Below are 25,726 nucleotides of genomic sequence, written 5' to 3' on the forward strand. Positions count from 1 at the left end.
TGTCAGGCTAGCGATGCCCGAAGATCGCCGAGCCGACGCGGATATGCGTGGCGCCGAGCATGATGGCGGTGGCGAAATCCGCGCTCATGCCCATCGAGAGATTCTCCAGCCCGTTGCGCGCGGCGATCTTGGCGGTCAGCGCGAAATGCGCGGCCGGCGGCTCGTCTACCGGGGGGATGCACATCAGTCCGGAGATCCGCAAACCATAATCGTCGCGGCAGCGCGCGAGGAACGCGTCGGCGTCGCCGGGCGCGACGCCGGCCTTCTGCGGCTCCTCGCCGATGTTGATCTGGACGAACAGTTCCGGGTGCCTGTTCTGGGATTCGATTTCCTTGGCTAAGGCCTGGCAAATGCTCGGGCGGTCGACCGAATGGATGGCGTCGAACAGCGCGACCGCCTCTTTCGCCTTGTTGGACTGCAGCGGCCCGATCAGGTGCAGCCGGATATCGGGGTAAGCGGACATCAACGCCGGCCACTTTCCCTTGGCTTCCTGCACGCGATTTTCACCGAAAACGCGTTGTCCGGCGGCGATCACCGGTGAAATCGCATCGGCCGCGAAGGTCTTGGAGACCGCGATCAGCGTCACCGAGGCGCGATCGCGCCGCGCATCGGCGCAGGCCCGCGCGACCTCCCGCTCCACCGCGGCGAGCGCATTTGGTGAATGCCCGGTTAACGGCGCGGTGTTCGTTGCTGTCATGATGTCCGATCGACCGTGATAGTACGGAGGTAGTTCCAATTTTACCCAGTTCAAGAAAGGGTTCTTGAACCCTTCGGCCTACCTTGCGCGCGGGGGTGGGTAACGAAAATGGCAAACGTCAGTCTCAACCGCAAGCGCGTGAAACTCAAGCAGGTTCTCGGCATCCGGGCCAGGCTGGCCCTGCTGGCCGTGATCCTGGTTGCGCCCCTGATGTTCGAGCGCATCCGTTCGCTCGAGGAAGCGCGCGGCAAGCAGATCGCGCAGGCCACGGTCGAATTCACCACCGTGGCGCGGCACAGCGCGGACGCGCAGCGGGAGGTCATCTCCTCGGTCGAGACCATCCTGAAATCGGAAGCCTTCATCCGCGCCTCGATCGGCGGCGTCAGCCGCAGTTGCGACGTGCTGCGCGCGAGCCTGCCGACCAGCCTGCCGTGGATCCGCACGCTGCTGATCGCCGGCCAGGACGGACGCATCCAGTGCTCCACCAACAACATGTATGTCGGCCTCGATCTGAGCGACCGGCCGTATTTCCAGCAGGCGCAGGAGACCGGCCGCTTCGTGCTGTCCGACTTCCTGCTCGCGCGTCCCGCGCAGACGCCGACCGTCATGGCGGTCTACCCGGTCTCGGCGCTGTCGGGCGAATCCGACGCCGTCGTGCTCGCCACCGTGAACCTCGAGTGGATGTCGAAGATCATGTACAATCTGGGCGGCCGGCCCGGCATCTCCGCCGTGCTGGTCGACAGCGCGGGCACGGTGCTCGCGGCCCCCGCCGACCAGCGCAGCGCTGTCGGGCGCCCGCTCGACAACATCCCGCTGATGGCGGCGATCTCCGACATGGCGCTGCGCTCGGACCAGGACGAGGGATCGCTGTCCTTCATGGCGGCCGACGGCTCCAGGCGCGCGGTCAGCTTCATCCGCATCGCCGGCACCAATGCGCGCCTGATCGCCAGCATCGACGAGGACAAGGTCTCCGCCGCCGTCAGCCGCGACATCCGCACCGCCTATCTGCAGCTCGCCTTCGTCGTCGTCTTCGTCCTGCTCGGCGCGCTGATCGCCGCCGAAAAACTCGTGATCAAGCCGATCGAGATGCTGGCCGACATGGCCAAGCGCTTCGGCGAGGGCGACCTGTCGGCGCGCGCCGCGCGCAATCGCCTGCCTTCCGAATTCGTGCCGCTCGCGCGCGCCTTCAACGCCATGGCAGCCCAACTCGGCCAGCGCGAGCGCGAGCTGGTCGCCAGCAACGACCGCCTGACCGTGATGGCCTCGATCGACATGCTCTCGGGGCTCGCCAACCGCCGCGGCTTCCAGAGCCGGCTCGATTTCGACTGGATGCGGGCGCAGCAGCATCACAGCGAGCTGTCGCTGCTGATGATCGACGTCGATCATTTCAAGCTGTTCAACGACACCTACGGCCACCTCGAAGGCGATTCCTGCCTGACCAGAATCGGCGAGACGCTGTCCGGGATCGCCGCCGACACTTTGGGCTTTGCGGCCCGCTATGGCGGCGAGGAGTTCTGCCTGTTGCTACCGAACGCCGACCTGGCGCAGGCCGCCGAGATCGGCGAGAAGGTGCGCGCCGCCGTGCTGCAGCTCTGCCTGCCGCACATCACCTCCGAGCACATGATCGTGAGCGTCAGCATCGGCGTCGCCGCGACCCGTCCGAACGAGACCTTGCGTCCGGGCGACCTGATCGAGGCGGCCGACGCCGCCCTCTACGCCGCAAAGCACCGCGGCCGGAACATGGTGGTCGAGCACGGCGTGGTGCCGGTCCGCGCCGGCATCGCGATGGCGGGCTAGCCGCCGCCCTTCCCTGGGCCTTTTCGGCCGTCCCGGGCGTTGACCCCCGAGCCCCTTTTGTGGCCTAGTCCGCCGTCTTTATCGACGGCCGAATCCACGAAAAACCCCAGCGATTCCATGACCTCCGAACGATATAACGCCCGCGACGCCGAACCGCGCTGGCAAGCCGCCTGGGACGACCAGAAGATCTTCGTCTCCAAGAACGACGATCCGCGGCCGAAATATTATGTCCTGGAGATGTTCCCCTACCCGTCCGGGCGCATCCATATCGGCCATGTCCGGAACTATACGCTCGGCGACGTGCTGGCCCGCTTCATGCGCGCGAGGGGCTTCAACGTGCTGCACCCGATGGGCTGGGACGCTTTCGGCCTGCCGGCCGAGAACGCCGCGATCGAGCGCAAGGTCGCGCCGAAGGCCTGGACCTACGACAACATCGCCACGATGAAGAAGCAGCTCCGTTCGATCGGGCTGTCGCTGGACTGGAGCCGCGAGATCGCGACCTGCGATCCCTCCTACTACAAGCACCAGCAGAAGATGTTCCTGGACTTCTTGCGCACCGGTCTCGCCGAGCGCGAGAAGCGCAAGGTGAACTGGGACCCGGTCGACATGACCGTGCTCGCCAACGAGCAGGTGATCGACGGCCGCGGCTGGCGCTCCGGCGCCGTCGTGGAACAACGGGAAATGAACCAGTGGGTCTTCAAGATCACGAAGTACTCGCAGGAACTGCTTGCCGCGCTGGATGGGCTCGATCGCTGGCCCGACAAGGTGCGGCTGATGCAGCGCAACTGGATCGGCCGCTCGGAAGGCCTCTTGATCCGCTTCGCGCTCGACGCCGCGACGACGCCCGCTGGCGAGACGGAGCTGAAGATTTTCACCACGCGCCCCGACACGCTGTTCGGCGCCAAGTTCATGGCGATCTCGGCCGATCATCCGCTGGCGCAGGCAGCAGCCGCGAAGAATCCGAAGCTCGCGGAGTTCATCGCCGAGATCAAGCGGATGGGCACCGCGCAGGAGATCATCGACACCGCCGAGAAGCAGGGTTTCGACACCGGCATCCGCGCCGTGCACCCGTTCGATCCGACCTGGAAGCTGCCGGTCTACGTCGCAAACTTCGTGCTGATGGAATACGGCACCGGTGCGATCTTCGGCTGCCCCGCGCACGACCAGCGCGACCTCGACTTCGTCAACAAGTACGGTCTCGGCAACGTACCGGTGGTGTGCCCGGAAGGCCAGGATCCGAAGTCATTCGTCATCACCGACACCGCCTTTGACGGCGACGGCCGCATGATCAATTCGCGCTTCCTCGACGGCATGACCATCGAGCAGGCCAAGGAAGATGTGGCCAAGCGGCTGGAAACCGAGACGCGCGGCAACGCGCCCGTCGGCGAGCGGCAGGTCAATTTCCGCCTGCGCGACTGGGGCATCTCGCGCCAGCGCTATTGGGGCTGCCCGATCCCGGTGATCCACTGCCCGACATGCGACGTGGTGCCGGTGCCGGACGAGGACTTGCCCGTGCGGCTGCCTGATGATGCGACCTTCGACAGGCCCGGCAACGCGCTCGACCATCATCCGACCTGGAAGCACGTGAATTGCCCCAAATGCGGTGGCAAGGCGCAGCGTGAAACCGACACCATGGACACCTTCGTGGATTCGTCCTGGTACTTTGCGCGCTTCACCGATCCCTGGAACGAGACCTCGCCGACCACCCAGCCGCTGGTGAACCGAATGATGCCGGTCGACCAGTATATCGGCGGCGTCGAGCACGCGATCCTGCATCTGCTCTACAGCCGCTTCTTCGTGCGCGCGATGAAGGCGACCGGCCACATCGCCATGGAGGAGCCGTTCGCCGGCATGTTCACCCAGGGTATGGTGGTGCACGAGACCTACCAGAAGGCGGACGGCACGTTCGTCCAGCCGGCCGAAGTGAAGATCGAGGGAGCCGGCAACGACCGCCGCGCCAGCCTGCTGGCGACCGGCGAGCAGGTCGCGATCGGCCCCATCGAGAAGATGTCGAAGTCGAAGAAGAACACCGTCGACCCCGACGACATCATCGAGACCTACGGCGCCGACGTCGCGCGTTGGTTCATGCTGTCGGACTCACCGCCGGATCGCGACGTGATCTGGAGCGACGAGCGGGTGCAGGGCGCCTCGCGCTTCGTGCAGCGGCTGTGGCGGCTGGTCGGTGAATCCGCCGGTATCGCCAAGGGCGCGTCGGCCGCCCGGCCGGCGAGCTTTGGCGAGGACGCGACCGCCTTGCGCAAGGCCGCTCATGGCGCGCTGGACAAGGTCACGGCCGGGATCGAGCGGCTGCATTTCAACGTCTGCCTCGCCCATATCCGCGAGTTCGCCAACGCCCTGTCGGAGGCCCTGCAGCGGCCCGGCCAGCCTTCCCCTGACCTTGCCTGGGCGGTCAAGGAGGCCAGCCGGATCCTGGTCCAGCTGTTCTCCCCGATGATGCCGCATCTGGCCGAGGAATGCTGGCAGGCCCTGGGCGGGAGCGGACTGGTATCGGAGGCCGCTTGGCCGCAAATCGAACGCGATTTGCTGGTTGAAGATAGCGTGACACTGGTGGTCCAGGTCAACGGCAAGAAGCGGGGCGAGGTCACCGTGGCAACAGCGGCACAGAATCCGGAAATCGAGGCTGCCGTTTTGGCGCTCGATGCGGTAAAGCTGGCGCTGGACGGCAAGCCCGTCCGCAAGGTGATCATCGTTCCCAAGAGGATCGTGAATGTCGTCGGCTAGGATCCGCATCGCAGCCCGCCTTCTGGCCGTCGCCGGTCTGGCCGCGCTGACGGCCGGCTGCTTCCAGCCGATGTATGCCGAGCGCAGCGACGGCACCCCCGCCCTGCGGGAAAAGCTGATGGGCGTGGAGATTCCGCCCGTCGACAAGCCGAACGCCTCGCGCGAGGCCCGAGTCGGGGTGGAGATCCGCAATGCGCTCGCCTTCAAGCTCTACGGCAGCGCCACCGGCATGCCGCCGACCCACCGCCTGGTGCTGCGGTTCACGTCGAGCCGCTCCTCGCTGATCATCAATCCCAACACCGGCCTGCCGAACAGCGAAAACTACGGCATCGACGCGCAGTACAATCTGATCGAGATCGCGACCAACAAGTCGGTGATGACCGGCACGACCTTTGCGCGCGTCTCCTACGACATGCCCGGCTCCTACCAGCGCTATGCCCGCACCCGCGCCTATCGCGACGCCGAGGACCGTGCCGCCAACGAGATCGCCGAGAACATCACGACCCGGCTGGCCTCGTTCTTCACCGCCGGCATCTGACACCACTTACGTCATTTCGGGGCGCGTAGCGCGCGGCCCCGAAATGACAGCTTGAGGATCGATGGTCGCGCTCCGCGGAAAAGAGATCGACAGCTTCCTCGCCCGGCCCGATCCGGGCCGCCCGATCATCCTGCTCTACGGCCCCGACGCCGGCCTCGTGCGCGAGCGCGCCGACGCGCTGATTGCGTCCGCGGTCGACGATCCCAACGATCCCTTCTCGCTGGTGAAGCTCGACGGCGATGAACTGTCGGCCGAGCCGTCGCGGCTGGTCGACGAGGCCATGACGGTGCCGCTGTTCGGCGGCCGTCGCGCGATCCGCATTCGCGCCGGCTCCCGCAGCTTTGCCGGCGGCGTCGACACGCTCAGCGAGATGTCGGTCAGGGATTGCCGCATCGTGATCGAAGCCGGCGAGCTGCGCCCGGAATCGCCGCTGCGCAAGGCCTGTGAGCGGGCCAGGACCGCGGTCGCCATCGGCTGCTATCCGGACACCGAGCGCGATCTCGCAAAGCTGATGGAGGACGAGCTCAGGCTCGCGAATTTGCGCATCGCGCCGGACGCGCGCGCGGCGCTGATGTCGTTTCTCGGCGGCGACCGCCAGGCCTCGCGCAACGAGCTGCGCAAGCTCACGCTCTACGCCCATGGCAAGGGCGAGATCACGCTCGACGACGTCATGGCCGTGGTCGCGGACGCCTCCGAGCTGAAGCTCGATCCGATCGTCGACGGCGCCTTCGCCGGCCGGCCCGACATCGTCGAGAGCGAGTTTGCGAAGGCGATGATCGCCGGCACCTATCCCGGCGTGATCATCTCGGCCGCGCAGCGCCAGGCGGCGTGGCTGCACAAGTCCGCGCTCGCGATCGCCGACGGCACGCCCCTGTCGGCCGTGCTCGACGGCGGCTTTCCGCGCCTGCATTTTTCCCGCAAGGGTTCGGTCGAGACGGCGTTGCGCAATCTTGGCGTAGCAAGGCTCACCGCCATCATCGAGCAGCTCGCCACCGCAGCGCTCGACACCCGCAAGCAGCCGGCGCTCGCCGCCGCCATCGCCCAGCGCGCGCTGATGTCGATCGCAGCGAACGCAAAACGGCGGGGGTAGAAAGTCTCTCCTCCGTCATTGCGAGCGAAGCGAAGCAATCCAGACTACCTCCGCGGAAACAGACTGGATTGCTTCGTCGCTTCGCTCCTCGGAATGACGGTCAGATCCCCTTCGCCAGCCGCCGCATCACCTCGTCGAGCTGGTCGAGGCTGGAATAGCTGATCTGGACGGTGCCGCCGGGATCGCGGTGATTGACCGAAACCTTCAGCCCGAGCGCGTCGCTGACGCGGCGCTCGAGATCGAGCGTGTCGGGGTCCTTCGCCTTTCCGCCGGCCCTCGCCTTCTGCGGCTTGCGCTCCGGCACGCCCTCTTCATGCGCGAGCGCTTCGGCCTGGCGCACGTTGAGGCCTTCGGCGACGATGCGCCTGGCGGCCGCGAGCGGATCGGGTACGCCGATCAGCGCGCGAGCGTGGCCGGCCGAGAGCTGGCCCTGCGCGATGAAAGCCTGCACCTCCGCGGGCAGCTTGGTCAGCCGCATCATGTTGGCGACGTGGCTGCGGCTCTTGCCGACCACCTTGGCGATGTCGTCCTGGCTGCGTTTGAACTCGTTGGCGAGCGCGTGATAGCCCTGCGCCTCCTCCAGCGGGTTGAGATCCTCGCGCTGCACGTTCTCGATGATCGCGAATTCCAGCGCGTCGCTGTCGCTGATGTCGACCGGGACGATCGGCACCTCGTGCAGGCCGGCAAGCTGCGAGGCACGCCAGCGCCGCTCGCCGGCGATGATCTCGTAGCGGTCCTGCGCGCCCTTCACCGGACGCACCACGATCGGCTGGATCACGCCGTGCTGGCGAATCGAATCGGCGAGCTCCTTCAGCTCGACCTCCGAGAAGCTGCGGCGCGGGTTGCGCGGATTGGGCTTGATGAACTCGATCGGCACCTTGCGCTGCGCGCGCGGCCGTTCGACATGGGCGGCCTCGCCGCCGACGTCGCCGATCAGGCTCGCAAGACCCCGGCCCAGTCGCGAACGCGCTTCGTCGGCCATCGCCAGCTCCCTTGGATTCACGTAGCAACACTCCAGAACTGAATTTCACGTGTGGTGATCGTAGGGTGGGCAAAGGCGCGTCTTCGCGCCGTGCCCACCATCTTCCGACCGGATATAGCTTGGTGGGCACGCTTCGCTTTGCCCACCCTACGGATCATCGCATCAATGCGTGGTGCGCAGCTCGCGCTCGCGCTGGATCACCTCGGTGGCGAGGCGCAAATAGGCTTCGCTGCCGACGCATTTGAGATCGTAGACCAGCACCGGCTTGCCGTAGGACGGCGCCTCCGAGATGCGCACGTTGCGCGGGATCATGGTCTTGTAGACTTTTTCGCCCATGAACTGCCGGACGTCGGCCACGACCTGGTTCGACAAATTGTTGCGCGAGTCGAACATGGTCAGCACGATGCCGTGGATCGACAGGTTCGGATTGAGCGTCGAGCGTACCTGCTCCACCGTCTGCAACAATTGCGACAGGCCTTCGAGGGCGAAGAACTCGCATTGCAGCGGCACCAGGATCGCGTCCGAGGCCGCCATCGCATTGACCGTGAGCAGGTTGAGCGAGGGCGGACAATCGATCAGCACATAGGTGTAGTCGGCGTCCGGCGAGACGTTGTTGTTCAGCGAGCCGATGGCGTCGCGCAGGCGGAAGGCACGGCCCGGCGTGGTGCCGAGCTCGAGCTCGAGGCCGGAGAGGTCCATGGTGGAGGGCGCGATGTGCAGCCGCGGCACCGCAGTCGCGACCACGGATTCGCGCAAGGAGGCCTCGCCGATCAGGACGTCGTAGGTCGAGCAGCTCCGGTTACGGCGGTCGATGCCCAGCCCGGTCGAGGCGTTGCCCTGCGGGTCGAGATCGACGATCAGGACGCGCTCACCAATTGCGGCGAGTGCCGTACCGAGATTGATCGCTGTGGTTGTCTTGCCGACGCCGCCCTTCTGATTCGCGAGCGCCAGGATACGGGGATGGCCCTGTGGCACGGTTTCGGCCTGCTCGTGCTGTGGCTCGTCAATCTCGGTCATGCCCATCACCCAACTCGACCCCCGTCGACCCCTCACCCGCGCCGCTCAATGGCGGCAAGCTCCACGATCCAGCCGTCGCCCGTCCGGCTCTGGTGCAGTTGCGGCTGGATACTCCAATATTTAGCGGCTTCGGTCAATTCAGCCTCTATATCTTGACCCTTCAGAAATAGAGCTTTTGCACCGAGGTGCACCAGCGGCTCCGCAAAACCTACGAGTTGGTGTAGCGGAGCCAGCGCACGGGCAGTGACGCAATCGACCGGGCCGGTGATTCTATCCACATTATCCCCGATCTCGGCGAGATGGACCATGCTCGGCGAGCCGGTGACGCGAATCGCCTCGCGCAGGAAGGCCGCCTTCTTGGCATTGCGCTCGACCAGGTGGACGACCGCGCCCGGAAACTCCGCCATGACGCAAGCGAGCACGATCCCCGGAAAACCGCCTCCGCTGCCGAGATCGACCCAGCTCCGGGCATCGGGCGCCAGCGCCACCAGCTGCAGCGAATCGGCGATATGCCGGGTCCAGAGGTGGGGCAAGGTCGAGGATGCGACCAGATTGGTCTTGGCCTGCCACTCACGCAGCAGCGCGATGTAGCGGTCGAGCCGGGCTTCCGTTTCACGTGAAACAGGCGCGAGCTTGAGAGCGGCGGCCTTATCGGCGGCAAGCGCCGTGTCCAGGGATTCGTCCGGGACAGAAACCGCCTTCGCCGGCGTCTGCGGAGCCGAACCGGAACGACGCCTCGGCCCCTTACCTGCGCCGGATCCTTGAGAATGGGAGGTGCCTTTCGGCGGCCCGCGATGTTTCACGTGAAACGCCCCCTAGGCGATGGCCTTCGTGCTCTTCCGCCGGGCCTCGCGCCGGAGATAGGCGGCGAGGATGCCGAGTGCGGCCGGTGTCATCCCGTCGATCCGGCCCGCCTGCCCGACCGTGAAGGGCCGCGCCGCTTCCAGCTTGGCGCGGACCTCGTTGGATAGTCCGGGCACCAGGCTGTAGTCGATCTCGGCCAGGATCAGGCTCTCGTCCCGGCGGAACGCCTCGACGTCGGCGCTTTGGCGCCCCAGGTAAACGTCGTATTTGGCGTCGATCTCGAGATGGGCAGCGCTGACGGGGTCAATGGCCGACAGCTCCGGCCAGATCGCTCGCACCTGGTTCCAGCCGATCTCGGGATAGGCCAGTAGCTCAAAGGCCGACCGACGCTGGCCATCACGGTTGAGCGACAGTCCGTGCCTGATAGCCTCGTTCGGGGTGATCGCCAGCGACTTCGACAAGGCCTTCGCCGCTTGCAGCGCCGCCATCTTGGCCCGGTGATGCCGGGTCCTGGCCGCGCCGACGCAACCCAAGGCAATGCCGTTCTCGGTCAGGCGCTGGTCGGCATTGTCGGCCCGCAGCGTCAGCCGGTATTCGGCACGCGAGGTGAACATCCGATAGGGTTCATTGATGCCGCGGGTGACGAGATCGTCGATCATCACGCCGAGATAGCCGTCGGCGCGATCGAACACCGTCAGCACGGAGCCACCGGCCGAAAGCGCCGCGTTCAGGCCGGCGACAATCCCTTGGGCGGCAGCTTCCTCATATCCGGTGGTGCCGTTGATCTGGCCGGCCAGGAACAGGCCCCGCAGCCGCCGGGTCTGCAGGGTCGGATCGAGCTCGCGGGGATCGACGTGGTCGTATTCGATGGCATAGCCCGGCCGAACCATCTTGACCCGTTCCAAGCCCGGGATGGTGGCAAGGATCGCGAGCTGGACCTCCTCCGGCAGCGAGGTGGAGATGCCGTTGGGATAGACCGTGCTGTCGTCGAGCCCCTCCGGCTCGAGGAAGATCTGGTGGCCGTCGCGGTCGCCGAAGCGGACAATCTTGTCCTCGATCGAGGGACAATAGCGCGGTCCCGTGCTCTTGATCTGCCCGGAATACATTGGCGAGCGGTGCACATTGGCCCGGATCACCTCATGGGTGGCCGGTGTGGTCCGGGTGATGCCGCACTGAATCTGCGGAGTGGTGATGCGCTCGGTCAGCACCGAGAAAGGCTCAGGCGGATCGTCGCCGGGCTGCATTTCGACCGCGGACCAGTCGATCGTGGTGCCGTCGAGCCGCGGGGGCGTCCCGGTCTTGAGCCGGCCCAAGGTGAAGCCGGCCCGTTCAAAGGACCTTGAAAGACCCATCGCTGGCGCCTCGCCGACCCGCCCGGCGGGCCAGGTCCTTTCGCCGAGATGAATCAGCCCCCGCAGGAAGGTCCCCGTGGTGACGACGATTGCCCCTGCCCGCAGCGTCCGGCCGTCAACCAGACAAATGCCGCAGACGCGTCCCTCCACAACGATCAGTTCGTCGGCCTCGCCCTCGATCACCTCAAGGCCGGCGGTCGCCCGGATGGCGGCCTGCATCGCGGCTGCGTAGAGCTTGCGGTCGGCCTGGGCCCGGGGCCCACGGACGGCCGGGCCCTTGCGGCGATTGAGCACGCGGAACTGGATCCCGCCGGCATCCCCCACCACGCCCATCAGACCGTCGAGCGCATCGACCTCGCGGACCAGATGGCCCTTGCCGAGACCGCCGATCGCGGGATTGCAGGACATGGCGCCAATGGTGGCGAAGCGGTGCGTCACCAGCGCCGTCGCCGCGCCCATCCGGGCGGACGCAGCCGCAGCCTCGCAACCGGCGTGGCCGCCGCCGATGACGATGACGTCGAAGTTGGATCGCGGTGTCGGCATGCCGGAGCTTTATCTCAGGTCGATCGGGGCCGAAAGCGGAAACTTGGCAGGGGTTGTTTCACGTGAAACAAGCTCTTCCAGCCAACCGTTTCACGTGAAACGCCAAGCCGTGGACGTAGAAATAGTCCTAGAACGTAGAACTAAGGCTACTTTCCGATACAAAACTTCTGAAAAATGGCGCCGAGGATGTCCTCGACATCGACCCGGCCGAGCAATCGCCCGAGGGCATAGGCCGCCGCCCGCAGTTCCTCCGCCGCGAGCTCCTCGCCGGCATCGACCAACTCCAGGCTACGCGCCAGCGCCTCCGCTGCCCCGCTCAGGAGCTCCCGCTGCCGGGCGCGGGTGACCAGGGCACCCTCGCTGGTTCCAAAGAACGACGCCGCGAATTCGACCAGCGCCTTGATCAGATCCGCGAGGCCCTCGCCCTGCTTCGCCGAGATCGCGAAGACCGGTCCCTTACCGGGGCCTGCTTCCGGACTCAAGCCCCCCGATTCAAGATCGATCTTGTTCCGCACGGTCCACACCGGCGTGGATCCCGCCGACGGCGCCTCACCCGTCTGCCCGCCGTCGGTCAGCCACAGCACGAGATCGGCGTCCGCCGCCCGCGCGCGGGCGCGCCGCACGCCCTCCTGCTCCACGGGATCGTCGGTCTCGCGGATGCCGGCGGTGTCCATGACGGTCACCGGATAGCCGTCGAGATCGAGCTGCACCTCGATCACGTCGCGCGTAGTGCCGGCATGCGGCGAGACGATCGCCACCTCACGCCGCGCCAGCTGGTTGATCAGCGTCGACTTGCCGACATTGGGCGGGCCAGCGATCGCGACCACCAGGCCGTCGCGCAGCCGTTCGGCTTTGCCCTGTGCCGCAAGCACTTTCGCGATTTCCCCGTGGAGCGCGCCGATCGCGCGCAGCGCCGGCGCGATCAATTCCGCCGGCACGTCGCCCTCGTCGGAGAAGTCGATCCCGGCTTCGATCAGCGCCGAGGCCTCGATGATGCGCTCGCGCCAGTCGCGCGCGCGGTCGCCGAGCAGGCCCTGCAATTGCCGTAGCGCCTGGCGCCGCTGGCGATCGGTGTCGGCATGAATGAGGTCGTCGAGGCCCTCGGCTTCGGTGAGGTCGAGCTTGCCGTTCTCGAACGCGCGGCGGGTGAACTCGCCGGGCTCGGCGGTCCGCACATTCGGAATAGCGGAAATCGCGGCGACGAGCGCCGTCAGCACCGCGCGGCCACCATGGACGTGGAATTCGGCGACGTCCTCGCCGGTCGCGCTTGCCGGTGCCGGAAACCACAGCACCACCGCATCGTCGATCGCCTCACCGCCGACATCGCGTAGGAGCCTCCGGCTCGCCCGGCGCGCCGACGGCAGTTTGCCGCACAGTCGCCGGACGACCTCGCCGGCCGCCGGCCCGGACACCCGCACGATCGCTATCGCGCTCGGCGGCCGGCCTGACGACAGGGCGAAAATGGTCTGGTCTCGCGGATGCATGGCCTATTTGTCCGCCAGCCCTTCAAAACGCAAACGGCGATTTCAGCAAACCCCAAATGCCGACCCGACCGCTATTGCATCGCAACATGGGTGCAACAATTTTGCTGCGAATTCGTGCCTAAGGTCGCTCCAGGCACACAGATATTGTCAAAACCCCATTTATGCCAATGGCTTACATTTCATCCACCGCGACAATCCACCCGCCGCCATGCTGCACCCTTGCCGCAGCAATTGCTGCAACAAAACAGAAAGGGCGCCCGGAGGCGCCCTCTGCAATCTCGGCTGCCACGATCGGCTCAGGTGTTCATGGACTCGAAGAACTCAGCGTTGTTCTTGGTGTTGCGGAGCTTGTCGAGCAGGAAGTCGATCGCGTCCATCGTCCCCATCGGGTTCAGGATCCGCCGCAGCACGTACATCTTCTTCAGCACCTGCGGATCGGTAATCAACTCCTCCTTGCGGGTGCCGGAACGCGAGATGTCGATCGCCGGGAAGGTGCGCTTGTCCGAGACCTTGCGGTCGAGGATCAGCTCCGAGTTGCCGGTGCCCTTGAACTCTTCAAAAATGACCTCGTCCATGCGGCTGCCGGTATCGACCAGCGCGGTCGCGATGATCGTCAGCGAGCCGCCCTCCTCGATGTTGCGCGCAGCGCCGAAGAAGCGTTTCGGCCGCTGCAGGGCGTTGGCATCGACACCGCCGGTCAGCACCTTGCCGGACGACGGCACCACCGTGTTGTAGGCGCGGCCGAGGCGCGTGATCGAATCCAGGAGGATGACGACGTCGCGGCCGTGCTCGACCAGACGCTTGGCCTTCTCGATCACCATCTCGGCGACCTGAACGTGACGCGCGGCCGGCTCGTCGAAGGTCGAGGACACCACCTCGCCCTTCACCGATCGCTGCATGTCCGTAACTTCCTCCGGACGCTCGTCGATCAGGAGCACGATCAGGTAGCACTCCGGGTGATTATGCGTGATCGAATGCGCGATGTTCTGCATCAGCACGGTCTTGCCGGTACGCGGCGGCGCCACGATCAGGGCGCGCTGACCCTTGCCGATCGGTGCCACGATGTCGATGACCCGGGCCGACAGGTCCTTGCGCGTGGGATCGTCGATCTCCATCCGGAACCGCTGGTTCGGGAACAGCGGCGTGAGGTTGTCGAAATTGACCTTGTGCTTGGCCTTTTCCGGCTCCTCGAAATTGAGCGTGTTGACCTTCAGCAGCGCGAAATAGCGCTCGCCCTCCTTGGGGCCCCGGATATGGCCTTCGATGGTGTCGCCGGTGCGAAGCCCGAAGCGGCGGATCTGCGACGGCGAGACGTAGATGTCGTCCGGGCCCGGCAGATAGTTGGCGTCCGGCGAGCGCAGGAAGCCGAAACCGTCGGAGAGAACCTCGACGACACCCTCGCCGATGATGTCGATCTCCTGGATCGCGAGCTGCTTGAGGATGGCGAACAGCAGCTCCTGCTTGCGCATGGTGCTGGCGTTCTCGACCCCGTTCTCCTCCGCAAACGAGACGAGCTCGGCCGGAGTTTTGGACTTGAGGTCTTGGAGCTTGATTTCCCGCATTGGGGTGGTCCTGTGGGGTAGTCTCTGGAAGGGGTGCGAGGAGGCTTGGAATGCGGACGTGCGCGAGGTGCAAGATAAGGTCCGCAGGTCTAGCAAGGTGAGTGCCGGTGAGGCTTCAAACCTGATGCGGTGTCCGGCTCAGAAAGCTCGGAAGCAACCACATCCGCCTGCGTTGGGTGGGATGCACTCAATATAGAAAATCGCTTCTCGCTCCGCAAGCCGAAGCGCTGAGCGCAGGCGAGCGATTTCTGCCTAGAACGGTTTCACGATCACCATGATGACGATGAAGATCATCAGGATCGTCGGCACCTCATTGATAATCCGATAGAATTTCTGACTCCGCACGCGCCGGTCCGCGGCAAAGTCCTTGACCCAGCGGGAGAAAAAGCCGTGGACCCCCGACAGCGTCAACACCAGCGCCAGTTTGACGTGAAACCAGTGCGCCGAAAACCAGTGGCCGGACCATGCGAGATAGAGCCCGGCGAGCCAGGCCACCATCATTGCGGGATTGATGATCAGCTTGAACAGCCGCCACTCCATCACCTTGAAGGTTTCCGACTGCTTCGAGCCGACCTCGGCCTCACAATGATAGACAAACAGTCGCGGCAGATAGAGCATCCCCGCCATCCAGGAGATCACTGAAATCACGTGCAGCGCCTTGATCCATTCGTACATGCTGGTCGTCCCGACTTCCCAACCCCAGCCTTTCGGGCAGTGGGGATAGTAAGAATTCATTCATGAATGTGAGCGCACACATATCCCTGCGCTCGGCTCTTCTAAACCTAAAACTTCTAGATTCTTAAGGTTTGAGTCTGAGTGACGGTGGATTTGACTCACGCAACATCGTCAGCCGTCTTGCCAGCGCTTCTTCACATCGATCAACATGTCCGGCCCCGATCTTCCGCGCGCGGATAATCCGTCCATCTTCAAGGGCTTGCGCAAAACTGTCGGCAGCTTATCAAGAGCTTCCTGCCTGCAATCCCGGTTTCGGCTCATGCAGGCTCCCGACTTGTTCCCTGGCGAGGCGATGTGAAGAAACTTGGCGGTTATCCCGCCGCCGGTGTCGCACAACCCTTTCCAAGGGGTTAAGCTCCACAGCTATTCACACCTCGCCCAGCCGTCATCCGAAGAGTTTTCGTGCCGACGTCCAACTATTTCCATCTCCATCTCGTCTCCGACTCCACCGGCGAAACGCTGATCACCGTGGCACGCGCCGTTGCCGCGCAGTATGCCAACGTGACGCCAGTCGAACATGTCTATCCGCTGGTGCGGAGCCAGAAGCAGCTCGACCGTGTGCTCGACGAGATCGAGGAAGCGCCGGGAATCGTGCTGTTCACGCTGCTGGAGAAGGATCTGGTGGCGCGGCTGGAGGGCAAGTGCAAGGAAATCAACGTTCCGAGTCTCTCGATCATCGGCCCGGTGATGCAATTGTTCGAGGCCTATCTCGGAGCGGCCACCACGGGGCGTGTCGGCGCCCAGCACGTGCTCAATGCCGAATACTTCAAACGAATCGACGCGCTGAATTACACGATGATGCATGACGACGGCCAGCACGTCGAAGGCCTGGAAGAGGCCGACGTGGTCCTGGTCGGCGTGTCCCGAACGTCCAAGACGCCGACTTCGATCTACCTCGCCAATCGCGGCATCCGCACGGCCAATGTGCCGCTGGTGCCTTCGATTCCGATCCCCCATCAACTGGAAACGCTGACCAAGCCGCTCGTGGTGAGCCTTCACGCTACGCCCGAGCGTTTGATCCAGGTGCGGCAGAACCGGCTGCTCAGCATGGGCGCCGACCGCAGCAGCGACACCTATATCGACAAGCAGGCCGTCGCCGACGAGGTCGCCTTTGCGCGCAAGCTCAGCGCCAAGCACAACTGGGCGCTGCTCGATGTGACGCGACGCTCGATCGAGGAAACCGCAGCCGCGGTCCTGAAGCTCTATACCGACCGGCAGCGCAACCGGCCTTCCTAATGACGGTTTGGCCATGACAATCTGGCGCGGCAAAGTTCCGTTGATCCTGGCCTCGCAAAGCCAGGCGCGAAAGATGTTGCTTGCCAACGCAGGCCTCGCGTTTGAGGCGATGCCGGCCGATATCGACGAGCGCGGGGTGCAGGACGATTCAGGGCTGACGCACCCGCGCGAGATCGCCCTGCTGCTGGCACGCGAGAAGGCCAAGGCGGTCTCGCGAAAGAATAACGGCCGCTACGTCGTCGGTGCCGACCAGACGCTTGCGCTGGGCGAACGGCTCTTCAGCAAGCCAGCCGGGCGCGCGCACGCGATGGCGCAGCTGCGCGATCTGGCCGGCCGCAGTCACGAGCTCTATTCCGGGGTGGCGGTCGCCCGTGACGGCAAGATTCTCTTCGAGGATGTTTCGGTCGCCCGCATGACGATGCGATCGCTGGATGACGGCGCCATCGCCGCCTATCTCGACGAGGCCGGCGATGCCGTGACCTCGAGCGTCGGGGCCTATCAGCTCGAGGGCCTCGGCATCCATCTGTTCGAGCGCATCGAGGGCGATCATTTCACCGTCCTCGGCCTGCCGCTCCTGCCGCTGCTTGCATTCCTCCGCCGCGAGCGGCTAGTTGAGATCTGACCAACGGGATGGCGCTGGCGCGATGCTGATCTTGGGACTGACCGGCTCGATCGGGATGGGAAAATCCACCACCGCAAAGCTGTTCGCGGAAGCCGGCGTTCCCGTCTACGACGCCGACGCCCGGGTCCATGAACTGTATGAAGGCGAGGCTGTCCCGGCGATCGAAGCCGCCTTCCCCGGCACCACCGCCGGCGGCAAGGTCGATCGGGCCAAGCTCTCCGCGCGCGTGGTCCACGATCCCTCGGCCATAAAGCGCCTGGAAGCAATCGTGCATCCGATGCTCGGCGCCTCGCGCCAGAAATTTTTTGCGGATGCGGAGGCTTCGCACGCGCCGGTCGTCGTGCTGGATATCCCGCTTCTGTTCGAAACCGGCGGCGAGACACGGGTCGATGCCGTAGTCGTGGTGACGACGTCGGCGGAGCTGCAGCGCGAGCGCGTGCTGGCGCGCGGGACGATGGACGCGGCCAAGCTCGACGCCATCGTCGCGAAACAGCTTCCGGACGCCGAGAAGCGCAAGCGGGCCGATTTCGTGGTGGATACCTCGCACGGGCTCGATCCCGTGCGCGCGCAGATCAAGCACATCCTGGCCGAAGTCGCTAAGATGCCGCAGCGGCGGAGCTGATTCGCCCACGACCATCGGTAGCAACCGACACCATGCGCGAAATCGTCCTCGACACCGAAACCACCGGCCTCGATCCCCTGCGCGGCGACCGCCTGGTCGAGGTCGGCTGCGTCGAAATCTTCAACCGCATGCCGACCGGGCAGACCTTCCACCGCTACATCAACCCTGAACGGGACGTGCCGGCGGAAGCCTTTGCGGTGCATGGGCTGTCGACCGAGTTCCTGGCGACGAAGCCGCTGTTTACGGAGGTGGTCGACGAGTTCCTGGAATTCATCGGCGACGCGCCGCTCGTCATCCACAACGCCTCGTTCGACATCGGCTTCATCAACGCCGAGCTCGACCGCATCAAGCGGGTGCCGATCCCGCGCGATCGGCTGGTCGATACGCTTCTGCTGGCACGGCGCAAACACCCCGGCGTGTCCAACCGGCTGGACGATCTCTGCTCGCGCTACGCGATCGACAATTCCCACCGTACCAAGCACGGCGCACTGCTCGACGCCGAGCTGCTCGCCGAAGTCTATGTCGACCTGATCGGCGCGCGGCAGTCGCAGCTCATCCTGGCGGCCGAGACCGTGGAGATCCGGGTCGGCATTGCCGGCGAAACGCCGCGGCGGCAGCGGACGGTTCCGCTTGCCGCACGCGTCACGGACGCCGAGCGCAAGGCCCATCGGGCCTTCGTCGCCACGCTCGGCGAGAAGGCGATCTGGAACGAGTTCCTGCCGGCGCCTGCCGTCAGCTCGGCTTGACCGCCGACTGCTGGGCGGCCATCTGCCGCTCCATGTTCTGCCGGTACAGACCGACGAAATCGACGGGGTCGAGCATCAGCGGCGGGAACCCGCCGTCGCGCACGGCCGTGGCGATGATCTCGCGGGCGAACGGGAACAGGAGGCGCGGGCATTCGATCATGATCAGCGGATGCAGGTTCTCCTGCGGCACGTTGACGATCCTGAACACGCCGGCATAGGCGAGCTCGAACGAGAACATCACCTTGCCCGCGTTCTCGGCCTTGCCCTCGACCGACAGCGTCACCTCGTATTCGTGCTCACTGACGTTGTTGGCGTTGACGTTGATCTGGATGTTGATCTGCGGTTGCTGGCCCGGCTGGAGCGAAGCCGGCGCGTTCGGATTCTCGAACGAGAGGTCCTTGGTATACTGCGCCAGCACGTTGAGCTGGGGAGGAGGGGCCGCCTCGGGAGGGTTGCCGTTGCCATTGGTCATGAAAGTCTCTCCTAACCCGAATATGGGCCTGATATCGCGGGCGGTTGGCTAACATAGCCTCGCCTCGGTCGACAAGGACGAACGGCCCGCAAACGGCCCGCCGGACGGCGGCCGGAGGGGTCTTCTCAGGTTCGTTCCCGGTCCGCCGTCCTCGCCTTAAACGATTGAAGATGCGCGATTTCCGCCCACGATCGGGTTTCCCCTTAAGCATAAAACGCGCTACAATTTATACTGTGCCAAAAGGCGCCATTGGCCGGGCAAGATTTCGTGCCTACATCCCACAGACCCGAAGCGGGCCTAAATTGGTGATGTAGTCTTGCCGTTCCGGTAAGGAACGGTCTACTGGCCGGACCTGTTCTCCCGGCGAAGACCAGAAAGCGAATACCACGTGGACATCTACACCATCATCTTTCTAGCGCTGGCGGTCTTCATTTTCCTGCGCCTGCGCAGCGTGCTGGGGCAGCGGACCGGCAGCGAGCGGCCGCCGTTCGACCGCAGCGCGCGCAATGCGCTGCAGGGCGCCCAGGACAAGAACGTGGTTTCGATGCCGGGCAAGGTGATCGACCAGGCCCCGCTTGCGCCCACCGCGGAGGTCGAGCAGCCCAGCGATCGCTGGAAGGGCCTGACGGAGCCTGGCACCGCGCTCGCGCAGGGGCTGGACGCCATCGCGGAGAAGGATTCCTCGTTCGATCCCCGGCACTTCCTTTCCGGGGCGCGCAGCGCCTACGAGATGATCGTGCTCGCCTTCGCCAACGGCGATCGCCGTGCGCTGCGCGAGTTGCTGTCGAGCGATGTCTACGAAAGCTTCGACGCCGCGATCAAGGAGCGCGAGAAGGCCGAGCAGAAGACGGAGACGCGCTTCGTCTCGATCGACAAGGCCGAGCTCGTCGGCGCCGAGCAGCGCGACCGCACTGCCCAGCTCACCGTGCGCTTCGTCTCGCAGATGATCTCGGTCACGCGCGACAAGGTCGGCAGCATCGTCGACGGCAATCCGGACAAGGTTGCCGACATCACCGACATCTGGACCTTCGCCCGCGATACCGCCTCTCGCGACCCGAACTGGAAGTTGGTTGGCACCGGAAGCGCGCACTAGACTCGTCGTCAAGAATTGCGCGATGGCGCTGTGCGCAGGTGCCGTCGCGCTGTCGTCGTTTTCGCTCGGCGCGGAAGCTGCGCGTCGCCATTACCATCCGCATCATCGCGCTGAGACCGCCGCGACGCCGCCACGCGCCCTGCCCTATCCCAACCTCGCGCTCCCCTTCGAGATCGCCGGGGCGCAGTATCTGCCGCTATCCTGGCCGGACGTTGCCGGCTGGCCAGGCGACGATCATCTTGCCGCCTACAAGGCCTTTCGCGTCAGCTGCCGGTCGATCGCGGCCCAGCGCCAGGCCGCATCCGAACCGAAGGCCCTGGGCGCTTCCCTGGTCGAGCCGTGCCGGATCGCCAAATCGCTCGATTTCCCCGACGATGCCGTCGGCAGGGCCAAGGCCAGGACCTTCTTCGAGCAGAATTTCCTTCCCTTGCGCATTTCGCGGCTCGGCGAGGCGGACGGCTTCGTCACCGGCTATTACGAGCCGATTCTCGATGGCTCGCGCACGCAGACCGACGTCTACAACGTGCCGGTCTACCGCCGCCCCTCCAACCTGTTCGTGCGCGGCTTCAGTCAGGACTCGGTCAGCCTGCCCAACAAGGGACCGGTGTATCGCAAGATCGGCCGCCGCAAGCTCGTGCCCTATTATGACCGCGGGGAGATCGAGGACGGCGCGATCGCCGGCCGCGGGCTGGAGATCGCCTGGCTCAGGGACCCCACCGATCTGCTGTTCGCACAGATCCAGGGCTCGGCGCGGATTCGCATGGAAAACGGCTCGATCGTCCGCATCAATTACGATTCCTACAACGGCTATCCCTACACCGCCGTCGGACGCATCCTGATCGAGCGCGGCATCATCCCCAAGGAGGAGATGTCGATGCAGAAGATCAGGGAGTGGATGGCGCAGAATCCGGACGGCGCGAAGGAGCTGCGACGGCAGAACCGTTCCTACATCTTCTTCCGCGAGGTCAATCTATCCGACAAGGACGAGGCGGTCGGAGCCCAGGGCGTGCCGCTCACCGCAGGCCGCTCCATCGCGGTCGACAAGGCGCTGCACGTCTACGGCACGCCGTTCTTCATCGAGGGCGAGCTGCCGATTGAAACCGAAAGATCGAGGACGCCGTTCCACCGCCTGATGATCGCGCAGGATACGGGATCGGCGATCGTGGGCCCTGCGCGGGCCGATCTCTATTTCGGCGCCGGCAGCGAGGCCGGCCGGGTCTCGGGGCGGCTGCGCCACAACATGCATTTCGTGATGCTGGTGCCGAAGAGCCTCGATCCCGTGGCGCGCGGCAAGAGGCTCCCGGTCCCGGATCCGAGGCCGTCGGAGAAGATCGCAAGACTGTTTCCGCAAACGGACCCCGGCAAGGATGCCGCGAAGGCGCTGAAGAACGCCGCCAATCCGTCCGATGCAAGGCCATCTGCAGCCGGTACTTCCGCAGGCTCGCAGACCAGCGGCGCCGCGATGGCTGCCGCAAACCGGGTGCCGTTGCCGGAGCCGCGTCCGGCCATTAAACCGGACCCCGAACCGCGCGGCCACGTCCGTCGTCATCGCCGGCAATGAAACGACCGTCCCAACCGCCCGCCCCGGAACGTCATCCCTCGCCTCGCCGCCGCGCGCTCAGCGAGGAAGAGCGCGCGCTGTGGGACACGGTCGCGCGCCAGATCAAGCCGCTGAAGAAGCAACGCGCGGCGAAGACCCAGAGCGCGCCGCGGCAGGACGCTTCGCTGCATGGGCCATCCGCCGCAGGACATCCGGCGCCGGCGCGACCCGTGGCTCCACCGCCGGCGCCGCGCGCGACGAGACCCGCGACCCCGCCCCTCGCACCGCTCGGCCGCCGCGAACGGACCAAGCTGTCGCGTGGCCGCAGCGCGATCGAGGCGCGGCTCGATCTGCACGGCATGACGCAGGTGCGCGCGCATCACGCGCTGTCGAACTTCCTGCACCGCGCCCATCATGACGGCCTCACCTTCGTGCTGGTCATCACCGGCAAGGGCCGGAGCGGCGGCGAGAGCGGCGTGCTGCGCCGCCAGGTGCCGCAATGGCTGAGCCTGCCGGAATTTCGCTCTCTTGTCGTCGGCTTCGAAGAGGCGCATATCGGCCATGGCGGCGAGGGCGCGCTCTATGTGCGGATCAGGCGTGCGAAGGCTTGAGCGGTGCCTGTCGATTTCAGCGCGAAGCCTACAGGATGAACCGGCTGAGATCGGCGTTCTTGGCGAGGTCGCCGACGTGCTTCTGCACATAGTCGGCGTCGACCTGCACGGTCTCGCCGTTGCGATCCGGCGCAGTGAAGGAGATTTCGTCCAGCACCCGCTCCATCACCGTCTGCAGCCGCCGCGCGCCGATGTTCTCGACCGTCGAATTGACGGCGACCGCGATGTCGGCGAGCGCGTCGATCGCGCCGTCGGTGATGTCGAGGGTGACGCCCTCCGTCTGCATCAGCGCGACATATTGCTTGATCAGCGAGGCCTCGGGCTCGGTGAGGATGCGCCGCATGTCGTCGCGGGTCAGCGCCTGTAATTCCACCCGGATCGGCAGCCGGCCCTGCAGCTCCGGCAAGAGGTCGGAGGGTTTTGCGATGTGGAAAGCGCCGGAGGCGATGAACAGGATGTGGTCGGTCTTCACCGCGCCGTGCTTGGTCGACACGGTGGTGCCCTCGATCAGCGGCAAGAGATCGCGCTGCACGCCCTCGCGCGAGACGTCGCCGCCGACGCGATTGTCGCGCACGCAGATCTTGTCGATCTCGTCCAGGAACACGATGCCGTTGTTCTCGACGGCGCCGATCGCCTCCAGCGTGAGCTGGTCGGTGTCCAGGAGCTTGTCGGATTCCTCGTTGACGAGGAGCTCGTGCGAGCCCTCGACCGTCAGCCGCCGCGTCTTGGTGCGGCCCCCGAGCTTGCCGAAGATGTCGCCGATCGAGATCGCGCCCATCTGCGCGCCAGGCATGCCCGGGATCTCGAACATCGGCAGGCCGCTGCCGGAGCCCTGCGTCTCGATCTCGATTTCCTTGTCGTTGAGCTCGCCGGCACGCAATTTGCGGCGGAAGGATTCCCGCGTCGCCGCGCTTGCATTGGCGCCGACCAGTGCGTCCAGCACGCGTTCCTCGGCGGCGAGCTGGGCGCGCGCCTGCACGTCCTTGCGCTTCTTCTCGCGCACCTGGGCGATCGCGACCTCGACGAGATCGCGGACGATCTGCTCGACGTCGCGCCCGACATAACCGACCTCGGTGAACTTGGTCGCCTCGACCTTCAGGAACGGTGCGTTGGCGAGCTTGGCGAGGCGCCGTGCGATCTCGGTCTTGCCGACGCCGGTCGGCCCGATCATCAGGATGTTCTTCGGCAGCACCTCTTCGCGCAGATTGCCCGCGAGCTGCTGGCGCCGCCAGCGGTTGCGCAGTGCGATGGAGACCGCACGCTTGGCGTCGGCCTGGCCGACGATGAAACGGTCGAGTTCGGAAACGATTTCGCGGGGCGAGAAGTCTGTCATGGGACCTTAGCTAGGGCGGGAGACGGCCAAGGACAAGCCGCCTTTTGGCTCAGATGATCGGCGGGCCCGATTGCCACTGCTTCACCGCCGCCATGGGATGGAGCAGCATCAGAACGTTCAGAGTCAGGTTGTCGCGAATGTGAAGCGCCGTCATGATCTCGAAGGCGAGCCCGATCAGCACCGTGGCCGTCACCGGCAGGTGCCGCGCCGCCAGGAAACCCAGGATCATGAATCCGGTGTCGGAAACCGAATTCACGATGCTGTCGCCGTAGTAATCCAGCGAGATGGTGCCGGCGCGATAGCGCTCGATGATGAAGGGCGAGTTCTCGACGATCTCCCAGGCGCCCTCGATCAGCATGGCGACGAGCAGTCGCGCCTGCCAGGGCAATCGCCGCGCGAACAGGAGCCAGGTTGCGGCGTAGAACAGGAAACCGTGGATGACGTGGGAGAAGCTGTACCAGTCGGCAATATGCTGCGAGTTCTCCGAGCTCTGCACCACGCCGTGCCAGAGCTTGACATAGCCGCAGGTGCAGATCGGCACCCGCCCCATCGTGAACAGGATCGAGGCCTGCAGCGCCAGCAGCAGAAGCGCGATCGCAACCCAATGCACCGGCGCAAGCGCCGGTCCGCTCGGGCTGGTGCTGCGGGCCAAGACCATCTCTAGCCGCCCGACAGGCTCTCGATGGTCACGTTGCGGTTGGTGAAGACGCAGATGTCGGCGGCGATGTCGAGCGAGCGGCGGACGATGGCCTCCGCATCCTTGTCGGTGTCGAGCAGCGCCCGCGCCGCCGCCAGCGCGTAGTTGCCGCCCGAGCCGATCGCCATCACGCCGGCCTCGGGCTCCAGCACGTCGCCGGTTCCGGTCAGCACCAGGGAGACGTCCTTGTCGGCGACGATCATCATGGCTTCCAGCCGCCGCAAATAGCGGTCGGTGCGCCAGTCCTTGGCGAGCTCGACCGCGGCCCTGGTCAGTTGTCCCGGATATTGCTCGAGTTTGGCCTCCAACCGCTCAAAGAGCGTAAAGGCGTCGGCCGTGGCGCCGGCAAAGCCGCCGATGACGTCGCCCTTGCCGAGCCTTCGGACCTTCTTGGCGTTGGATTTGATCACGGTCTGACCGATCGAGACCTGGCCGTCGCCGCCGACCACCACCTTGCCGCCCTTGCGGACCGTCACGATCGTGGTGCCGTGCCAGACCGGCACCTGATTCCCGGAATCCTGCATGAAGTACCTCTTTTGTCCGGCCAGATTTAGGGGGTCCGGGCCGAGGACACAACGGGCGCCCCTTTGCCGATTCCGCTCACCATAGGCAGAAGTAGAGGCCTGCCCGGGCGATCCCGCAGTAGCGAAGGTGCCATTTGGCTGCTAAAAGACCGCCGTTTTCGGCCCGAATGAGCATGATCCGGAAAAGTGGGCACCGGTTTTCCAGCAAGATCGTGCTCACACGACATCAAGAGCGAAAGCCAGCTTTCAATGCGCACAGCGACGATCAAGCGCAAGACCAAGGAAACCGACATCGAGGTGTCCGTGAACCTCGATGGCACTGGCGTGTCCAAGATCGCGACCGGTATCGGCTTTTTCGACCACATGCTCGATCTCCTCGCCCGCCATTCCCGCATCGACCTCACGGTCAAGGCGGTGGGCGACCTGCACATTGACCATCACCACACGACCGAGGACACCGGCATCGCGCTGGGACAAGCCGTGAAGCAGGCCCTCGGCGCGATGGCCGGCATCACCCGCTATGCCAGCGTCCACATGCCCATGGACGAGACGCTGTCGCGCGTCGTCATCGACATCTCGGGCCGGCCGGTCCTGGTGTTCAAGGTCGGCTTTCCCCGCGACAAGGTCGGCGAGTTCGATACCGAGCTCGTGCGCGAGTGGTTTCATGCCTTCGCCATGAACGCCGGCGTGACTCTGCACGTCGAGACCCTATATGGCGAGAATAGCCACCATATCGCCGAATCCTGCTTCAAGGGTCTGGCGCGGGCGCTGCGAACCGCCGTCGCCATCGATCCGCGGGCGGCGGGCGAAGTGCCCTCGACCAAGGGCTCGCTCGGCGGCTGACATCTCCGCCACGCGGCGCGAAGCGCCACCGGCGGTATCACGAA

The 25,726-nt window shown here is 65.4% G+C and carries 24 protein-coding genes; 12 read left to right on the forward strand and 12 right to left on the reverse strand.

Going from position 1 to position 25,726, the window contains the following annotated elements:
- Positions 1-7: 7 nt before the first annotated feature.
- On the reverse strand, positions 8-697 hold the full coding sequence (locus tag KGM94_RS01440) for a YggS family pyridoxal phosphate-dependent enzyme (protein ID WP_300254192.1): 690 nt from the start codon (positions 695-697) through the stop codon (positions 8-10).
- A gap of 108 nt (positions 698-805) precedes the next feature.
- On the opposite strand from KGM94_RS01440, the gene KGM94_RS01445 reads away from it, so the two are divergent.
- From KGM94_RS01445 to holA, 4 genes are all read left to right on the forward strand, one after another.
- Complete coding sequence (locus KGM94_RS01445; protein WP_300254130.1) at positions 806-2,494, forward strand: diguanylate cyclase; 1,689 nt, start codon at positions 806-808, stop codon at positions 2,492-2,494.
- A 117-nt stretch (positions 2,495-2,611) separates the two neighbouring features.
- A complete protein-coding gene (leuS, locus tag KGM94_RS01450; protein WP_300254131.1) occupies positions 2,612-5,236 on the forward strand; it encodes a leucine--tRNA ligase in 2,625 nt (874 codons plus the stop codon).
- Positions 5,223-5,774, forward strand: a complete 552-nt coding sequence (gene lptE, locus KGM94_RS01455; RefSeq protein ID WP_300254133.1) for an LPS assembly lipoprotein LptE — start codon at positions 5,223-5,225, stop codon at positions 5,772-5,774. Before leuS ends, lptE begins: the two co-directional genes overlap by 14 nt.
- A 61-nt stretch (positions 5,775-5,835) precedes the next feature.
- A complete protein-coding gene (gene holA, locus KGM94_RS01460) occupies positions 5,836-6,864 on the forward strand; it encodes a DNA polymerase III subunit delta (RefSeq protein WP_300254135.1) in 1,029 nt (342 codons plus the stop codon).
- Positions 6,865-6,964: 100 nt separating this feature from the next.
- Here holA and KGM94_RS01465 read toward each other — a convergent pair whose 3' ends face one another.
- The 7 genes from KGM94_RS01465 to hemJ form a co-directional block, all read right to left on the reverse strand.
- Complete coding sequence (locus KGM94_RS01465) at positions 6,965-7,846, reverse strand: ParB/RepB/Spo0J family partition protein (RefSeq protein WP_300254137.1); 882 nt, start codon at positions 7,844-7,846, stop codon at positions 6,965-6,967.
- A gap of 162 nt (positions 7,847-8,008) precedes the next feature.
- Positions 8,009-8,863: a ParA family protein gene (locus tag KGM94_RS01470; protein ID WP_300254139.1), complete on the reverse strand. Its 855-nt coding sequence runs from the start codon at positions 8,861-8,863 to the stop codon at positions 8,009-8,011.
- Between the two features lie 32 nt (positions 8,864-8,895).
- Entirely contained in the window at positions 8,896-9,537 is a 642-nt protein-coding gene (rsmG, locus tag KGM94_RS01475) for a 16S rRNA (guanine(527)-N(7))-methyltransferase RsmG (protein ID WP_300254194.1), read from the reverse strand.
- A gap of 141 nt (positions 9,538-9,678) precedes the next feature.
- Positions 9,679-11,562 carry a tRNA uridine-5-carboxymethylaminomethyl(34) synthesis enzyme MnmG gene (mnmG, locus tag KGM94_RS01480; protein ID WP_300254141.1) on the reverse strand — a complete coding sequence of 628 codons (1,884 nt, stop codon included), beginning with the start codon at positions 11,560-11,562 and terminating at the stop codon, positions 9,679-9,681.
- A gap of 146 nt (positions 11,563-11,708) precedes the next feature.
- Positions 11,709-13,046 carry a tRNA uridine-5-carboxymethylaminomethyl(34) synthesis GTPase MnmE gene (gene mnmE / locus KGM94_RS01485; protein ID WP_300254143.1) on the reverse strand — a complete coding sequence of 446 codons (1,338 nt, stop codon included), beginning with the start codon at positions 13,044-13,046 and terminating at the stop codon, positions 11,709-11,711.
- A 296-nt stretch (positions 13,047-13,342) separates the two neighbouring features.
- Entirely contained in the window at positions 13,343-14,608 is a 1,266-nt protein-coding gene (gene rho, locus KGM94_RS01490) for a transcription termination factor Rho (RefSeq protein WP_300254144.1), read from the reverse strand.
- Between the two features lie 252 nt (positions 14,609-14,860).
- Positions 14,861-15,283 (reverse strand): protoporphyrinogen oxidase HemJ, encoded by a 423-nt coding sequence (hemJ, locus tag KGM94_RS01495; protein ID WP_300254146.1) that lies wholly within the window; start codon positions 15,281-15,283, stop codon positions 14,861-14,863.
- Positions 15,284-15,745: 462 nt separating this feature from the next.
- Here hemJ and KGM94_RS01500 point away from each other — a divergent pair, with 462 nt between their 5' ends.
- The 4 genes from KGM94_RS01500 to dnaQ are packed head-to-tail and all read left to right on the forward strand — an operon-like array spanning position 15,746 to position 18,569.
- A complete protein-coding gene (locus KGM94_RS01500; protein WP_300254148.1) occupies positions 15,746-16,579 on the forward strand; it encodes a pyruvate, water dikinase regulatory protein in 834 nt (277 codons plus the stop codon).
- A gap of 13 nt (positions 16,580-16,592) precedes the next feature.
- Positions 16,593-17,201 (forward strand): Maf family nucleotide pyrophosphatase, encoded by a 609-nt coding sequence (locus tag KGM94_RS01505; RefSeq protein WP_300254149.1) that lies wholly within the window; start codon positions 16,593-16,595, stop codon positions 17,199-17,201.
- Between the two features lie 22 nt (positions 17,202-17,223).
- Positions 17,224-17,823, forward strand: coding sequence for a dephospho-CoA kinase (gene coaE, locus KGM94_RS01510; protein WP_300254150.1), 600 nt, complete (start codon positions 17,224-17,226; stop codon positions 17,821-17,823).
- Positions 17,824-17,855: 32 nt separating this feature from the next.
- Positions 17,856-18,569, forward strand: coding sequence for a DNA polymerase III subunit epsilon (gene dnaQ / locus KGM94_RS01515; protein WP_300254152.1), 714 nt, complete (start codon positions 17,856-17,858; stop codon positions 18,567-18,569).
- Here dnaQ and secB read toward each other — a convergent pair.
- Positions 18,556-19,041, reverse strand: a complete 486-nt coding sequence (secB, locus tag KGM94_RS01520) for a protein-export chaperone SecB (protein ID WP_300254154.1) — start codon at positions 19,039-19,041, stop codon at positions 18,556-18,558. The genes dnaQ and secB overlap by 14 nt on opposite strands.
- Before the next feature lie 388 nt (positions 19,042-19,429).
- Here secB and KGM94_RS01525 point away from each other — a divergent pair, with 388 nt between their 5' ends.
- From KGM94_RS01525 to KGM94_RS01535, 3 genes are read left to right on the forward strand one after another with little or no spacing between them, the layout of a single operon-like run.
- Complete coding sequence (locus tag KGM94_RS01525; RefSeq protein WP_300254156.1) at positions 19,430-20,134, forward strand: Tim44/TimA family putative adaptor protein; 705 nt, start codon at positions 19,430-19,432, stop codon at positions 20,132-20,134.
- Positions 20,112-21,695, forward strand: coding sequence for an MltA domain-containing protein (locus tag KGM94_RS01530; RefSeq protein ID WP_300254158.1), 1,584 nt, complete (start codon positions 20,112-20,114; stop codon positions 21,693-21,695). The genes KGM94_RS01525 and KGM94_RS01530 overlap by 23 nt, the downstream gene beginning before the upstream one ends.
- Complete coding sequence (locus tag KGM94_RS01535; RefSeq protein ID WP_300254160.1) at positions 21,692-22,285, forward strand: Smr/MutS family protein; 594 nt, start codon at positions 21,692-21,694, stop codon at positions 22,283-22,285. The genes KGM94_RS01530 and KGM94_RS01535 overlap by 4 nt, the downstream gene beginning before the upstream one ends.
- A 28-nt stretch (positions 22,286-22,313) precedes the next feature.
- On the opposite strand, the gene hslU is transcribed toward KGM94_RS01535, so the two are convergent.
- From hslU to hslV, 3 genes are read right to left on the reverse strand one after another with little or no spacing between them, the layout of a single operon-like run.
- Positions 22,314-23,618 carry an ATP-dependent protease ATPase subunit HslU gene (gene hslU, locus KGM94_RS01540; protein ID WP_300254161.1) on the reverse strand — a complete coding sequence of 435 codons (1,305 nt, stop codon included), beginning with the start codon at positions 23,616-23,618 and terminating at the stop codon, positions 22,314-22,316.
- A 49-nt stretch (positions 23,619-23,667) separates the two neighbouring features.
- Positions 23,668-24,276 (reverse strand): DUF2585 domain-containing protein, encoded by a 609-nt coding sequence (locus KGM94_RS01545; RefSeq protein WP_300254162.1) that lies wholly within the window; start codon positions 24,274-24,276, stop codon positions 23,668-23,670.
- Between the two features lie 2 nt (positions 24,277-24,278).
- A complete protein-coding gene (hslV, locus tag KGM94_RS01550) occupies positions 24,279-24,839 on the reverse strand; it encodes an ATP-dependent protease subunit HslV (protein WP_300254163.1) in 561 nt (186 codons plus the stop codon).
- 249 nt (positions 24,840-25,088) lie between these two features.
- On the opposite strand from hslV, the gene hisB reads away from it, so the two are divergent.
- On the forward strand, positions 25,089-25,682 hold the full coding sequence (gene hisB / locus KGM94_RS01555) for an imidazoleglycerol-phosphate dehydratase HisB (RefSeq protein WP_300254165.1): 594 nt from the start codon (positions 25,089-25,091) through the stop codon (positions 25,680-25,682).
- Positions 25,683-25,726: the final 44 nt, after the last annotated feature.

The organism is Bradyrhizobium sp. (genome assembly GCF_028868675.1).
Taxonomy (GTDB): Bacteria; Pseudomonadota; Alphaproteobacteria; order Rhizobiales; family Xanthobacteraceae; genus Bradyrhizobium.

Coding starts and splice junctions, on each gene's coding strand:
- KGM94_RS01505 (WP_300254149.1), top strand. CDS start 16,593: ATGACAATCTGGCGCGGCAAAGTTCCGTTGATCCTGGCCTCGCAAAGC.
- KGM94_RS01545 (WP_300254162.1), bottom strand. CDS start 24,276: ATGGTCTTGGCCCGCAGCACCAGCCCGAGCGGACCGGCGCTTGCGCCG.
- leuS (WP_300254131.1), top strand. CDS start 2,612: ATGACCTCCGAACGATATAACGCCCGCGACGCCGAACCGCGCTGGCAA.
- KGM94_RS01440 (WP_300254192.1), bottom strand. CDS start 697: ATGACAGCAACGAACACCGCGCCGTTAACCGGGCATTCACCAAATGCG.
- KGM94_RS01535 (WP_300254160.1), top strand. CDS start 21,692: ATGAAACGACCGTCCCAACCGCCCGCCCCGGAACGTCATCCCTCGCCT.
- hemJ (WP_300254146.1), bottom strand. CDS start 15,283: ATGTACGAATGGATCAAGGCGCTGCACGTGATTTCAGTGATCTCCTGG.
- mnmE (WP_300254143.1), bottom strand. CDS start 13,046: ATGCATCCGCGAGACCAGACCATTTTCGCCCTGTCGTCAGGCCGGCCG.
- KGM94_RS01470 (WP_300254139.1), bottom strand. CDS start 8,863: ATGACCGAGATTGACGAGCCACAGCACGAGCAGGCCGAAACCGTGCCA.
- coaE (WP_300254150.1), top strand. CDS start 17,224: ATGCTGATCTTGGGACTGACCGGCTCGATCGGGATGGGAAAATCCACC.
- hslV (WP_300254163.1), bottom strand. CDS start 24,839: ATGCAGGATTCCGGGAATCAGGTGCCGGTCTGGCACGGCACCACGATC.
- mnmG (WP_300254141.1), bottom strand. CDS start 11,562: ATGCCGACACCGCGATCCAACTTCGACGTCATCGTCATCGGCGGCGGC.
- secB (WP_300254154.1), bottom strand. CDS start 19,041: ATGACCAATGGCAACGGCAACCCTCCCGAGGCGGCCCCTCCTCCCCAG.
- lptE (WP_300254133.1), top strand. CDS start 5,223: ATGTCGTCGGCTAGGATCCGCATCGCAGCCCGCCTTCTGGCCGTCGCC.
- KGM94_RS01445 (WP_300254130.1), top strand. CDS start 806: ATGGCAAACGTCAGTCTCAACCGCAAGCGCGTGAAACTCAAGCAGGTT.
- hslU (WP_300254161.1), bottom strand. CDS start 23,618: ATGACAGACTTCTCGCCCCGCGAAATCGTTTCCGAACTCGACCGTTTC.
- holA (WP_300254135.1), top strand. CDS start 5,836: ATGGTCGCGCTCCGCGGAAAAGAGATCGACAGCTTCCTCGCCCGGCCC.
- rho (WP_300254144.1), bottom strand. CDS start 14,608: ATGCGGGAAATCAAGCTCCAAGACCTCAAGTCCAAAACTCCGGCCGAG.
- dnaQ (WP_300254152.1), top strand. CDS start 17,856: ATGCGCGAAATCGTCCTCGACACCGAAACCACCGGCCTCGATCCCCTG.
- hisB (WP_300254165.1), top strand. CDS start 25,089: ATGCGCACAGCGACGATCAAGCGCAAGACCAAGGAAACCGACATCGAG.
- KGM94_RS01465 (WP_300254137.1), bottom strand. CDS start 7,846: ATGGCCGACGAAGCGCGTTCGCGACTGGGCCGGGGTCTTGCGAGCCTG.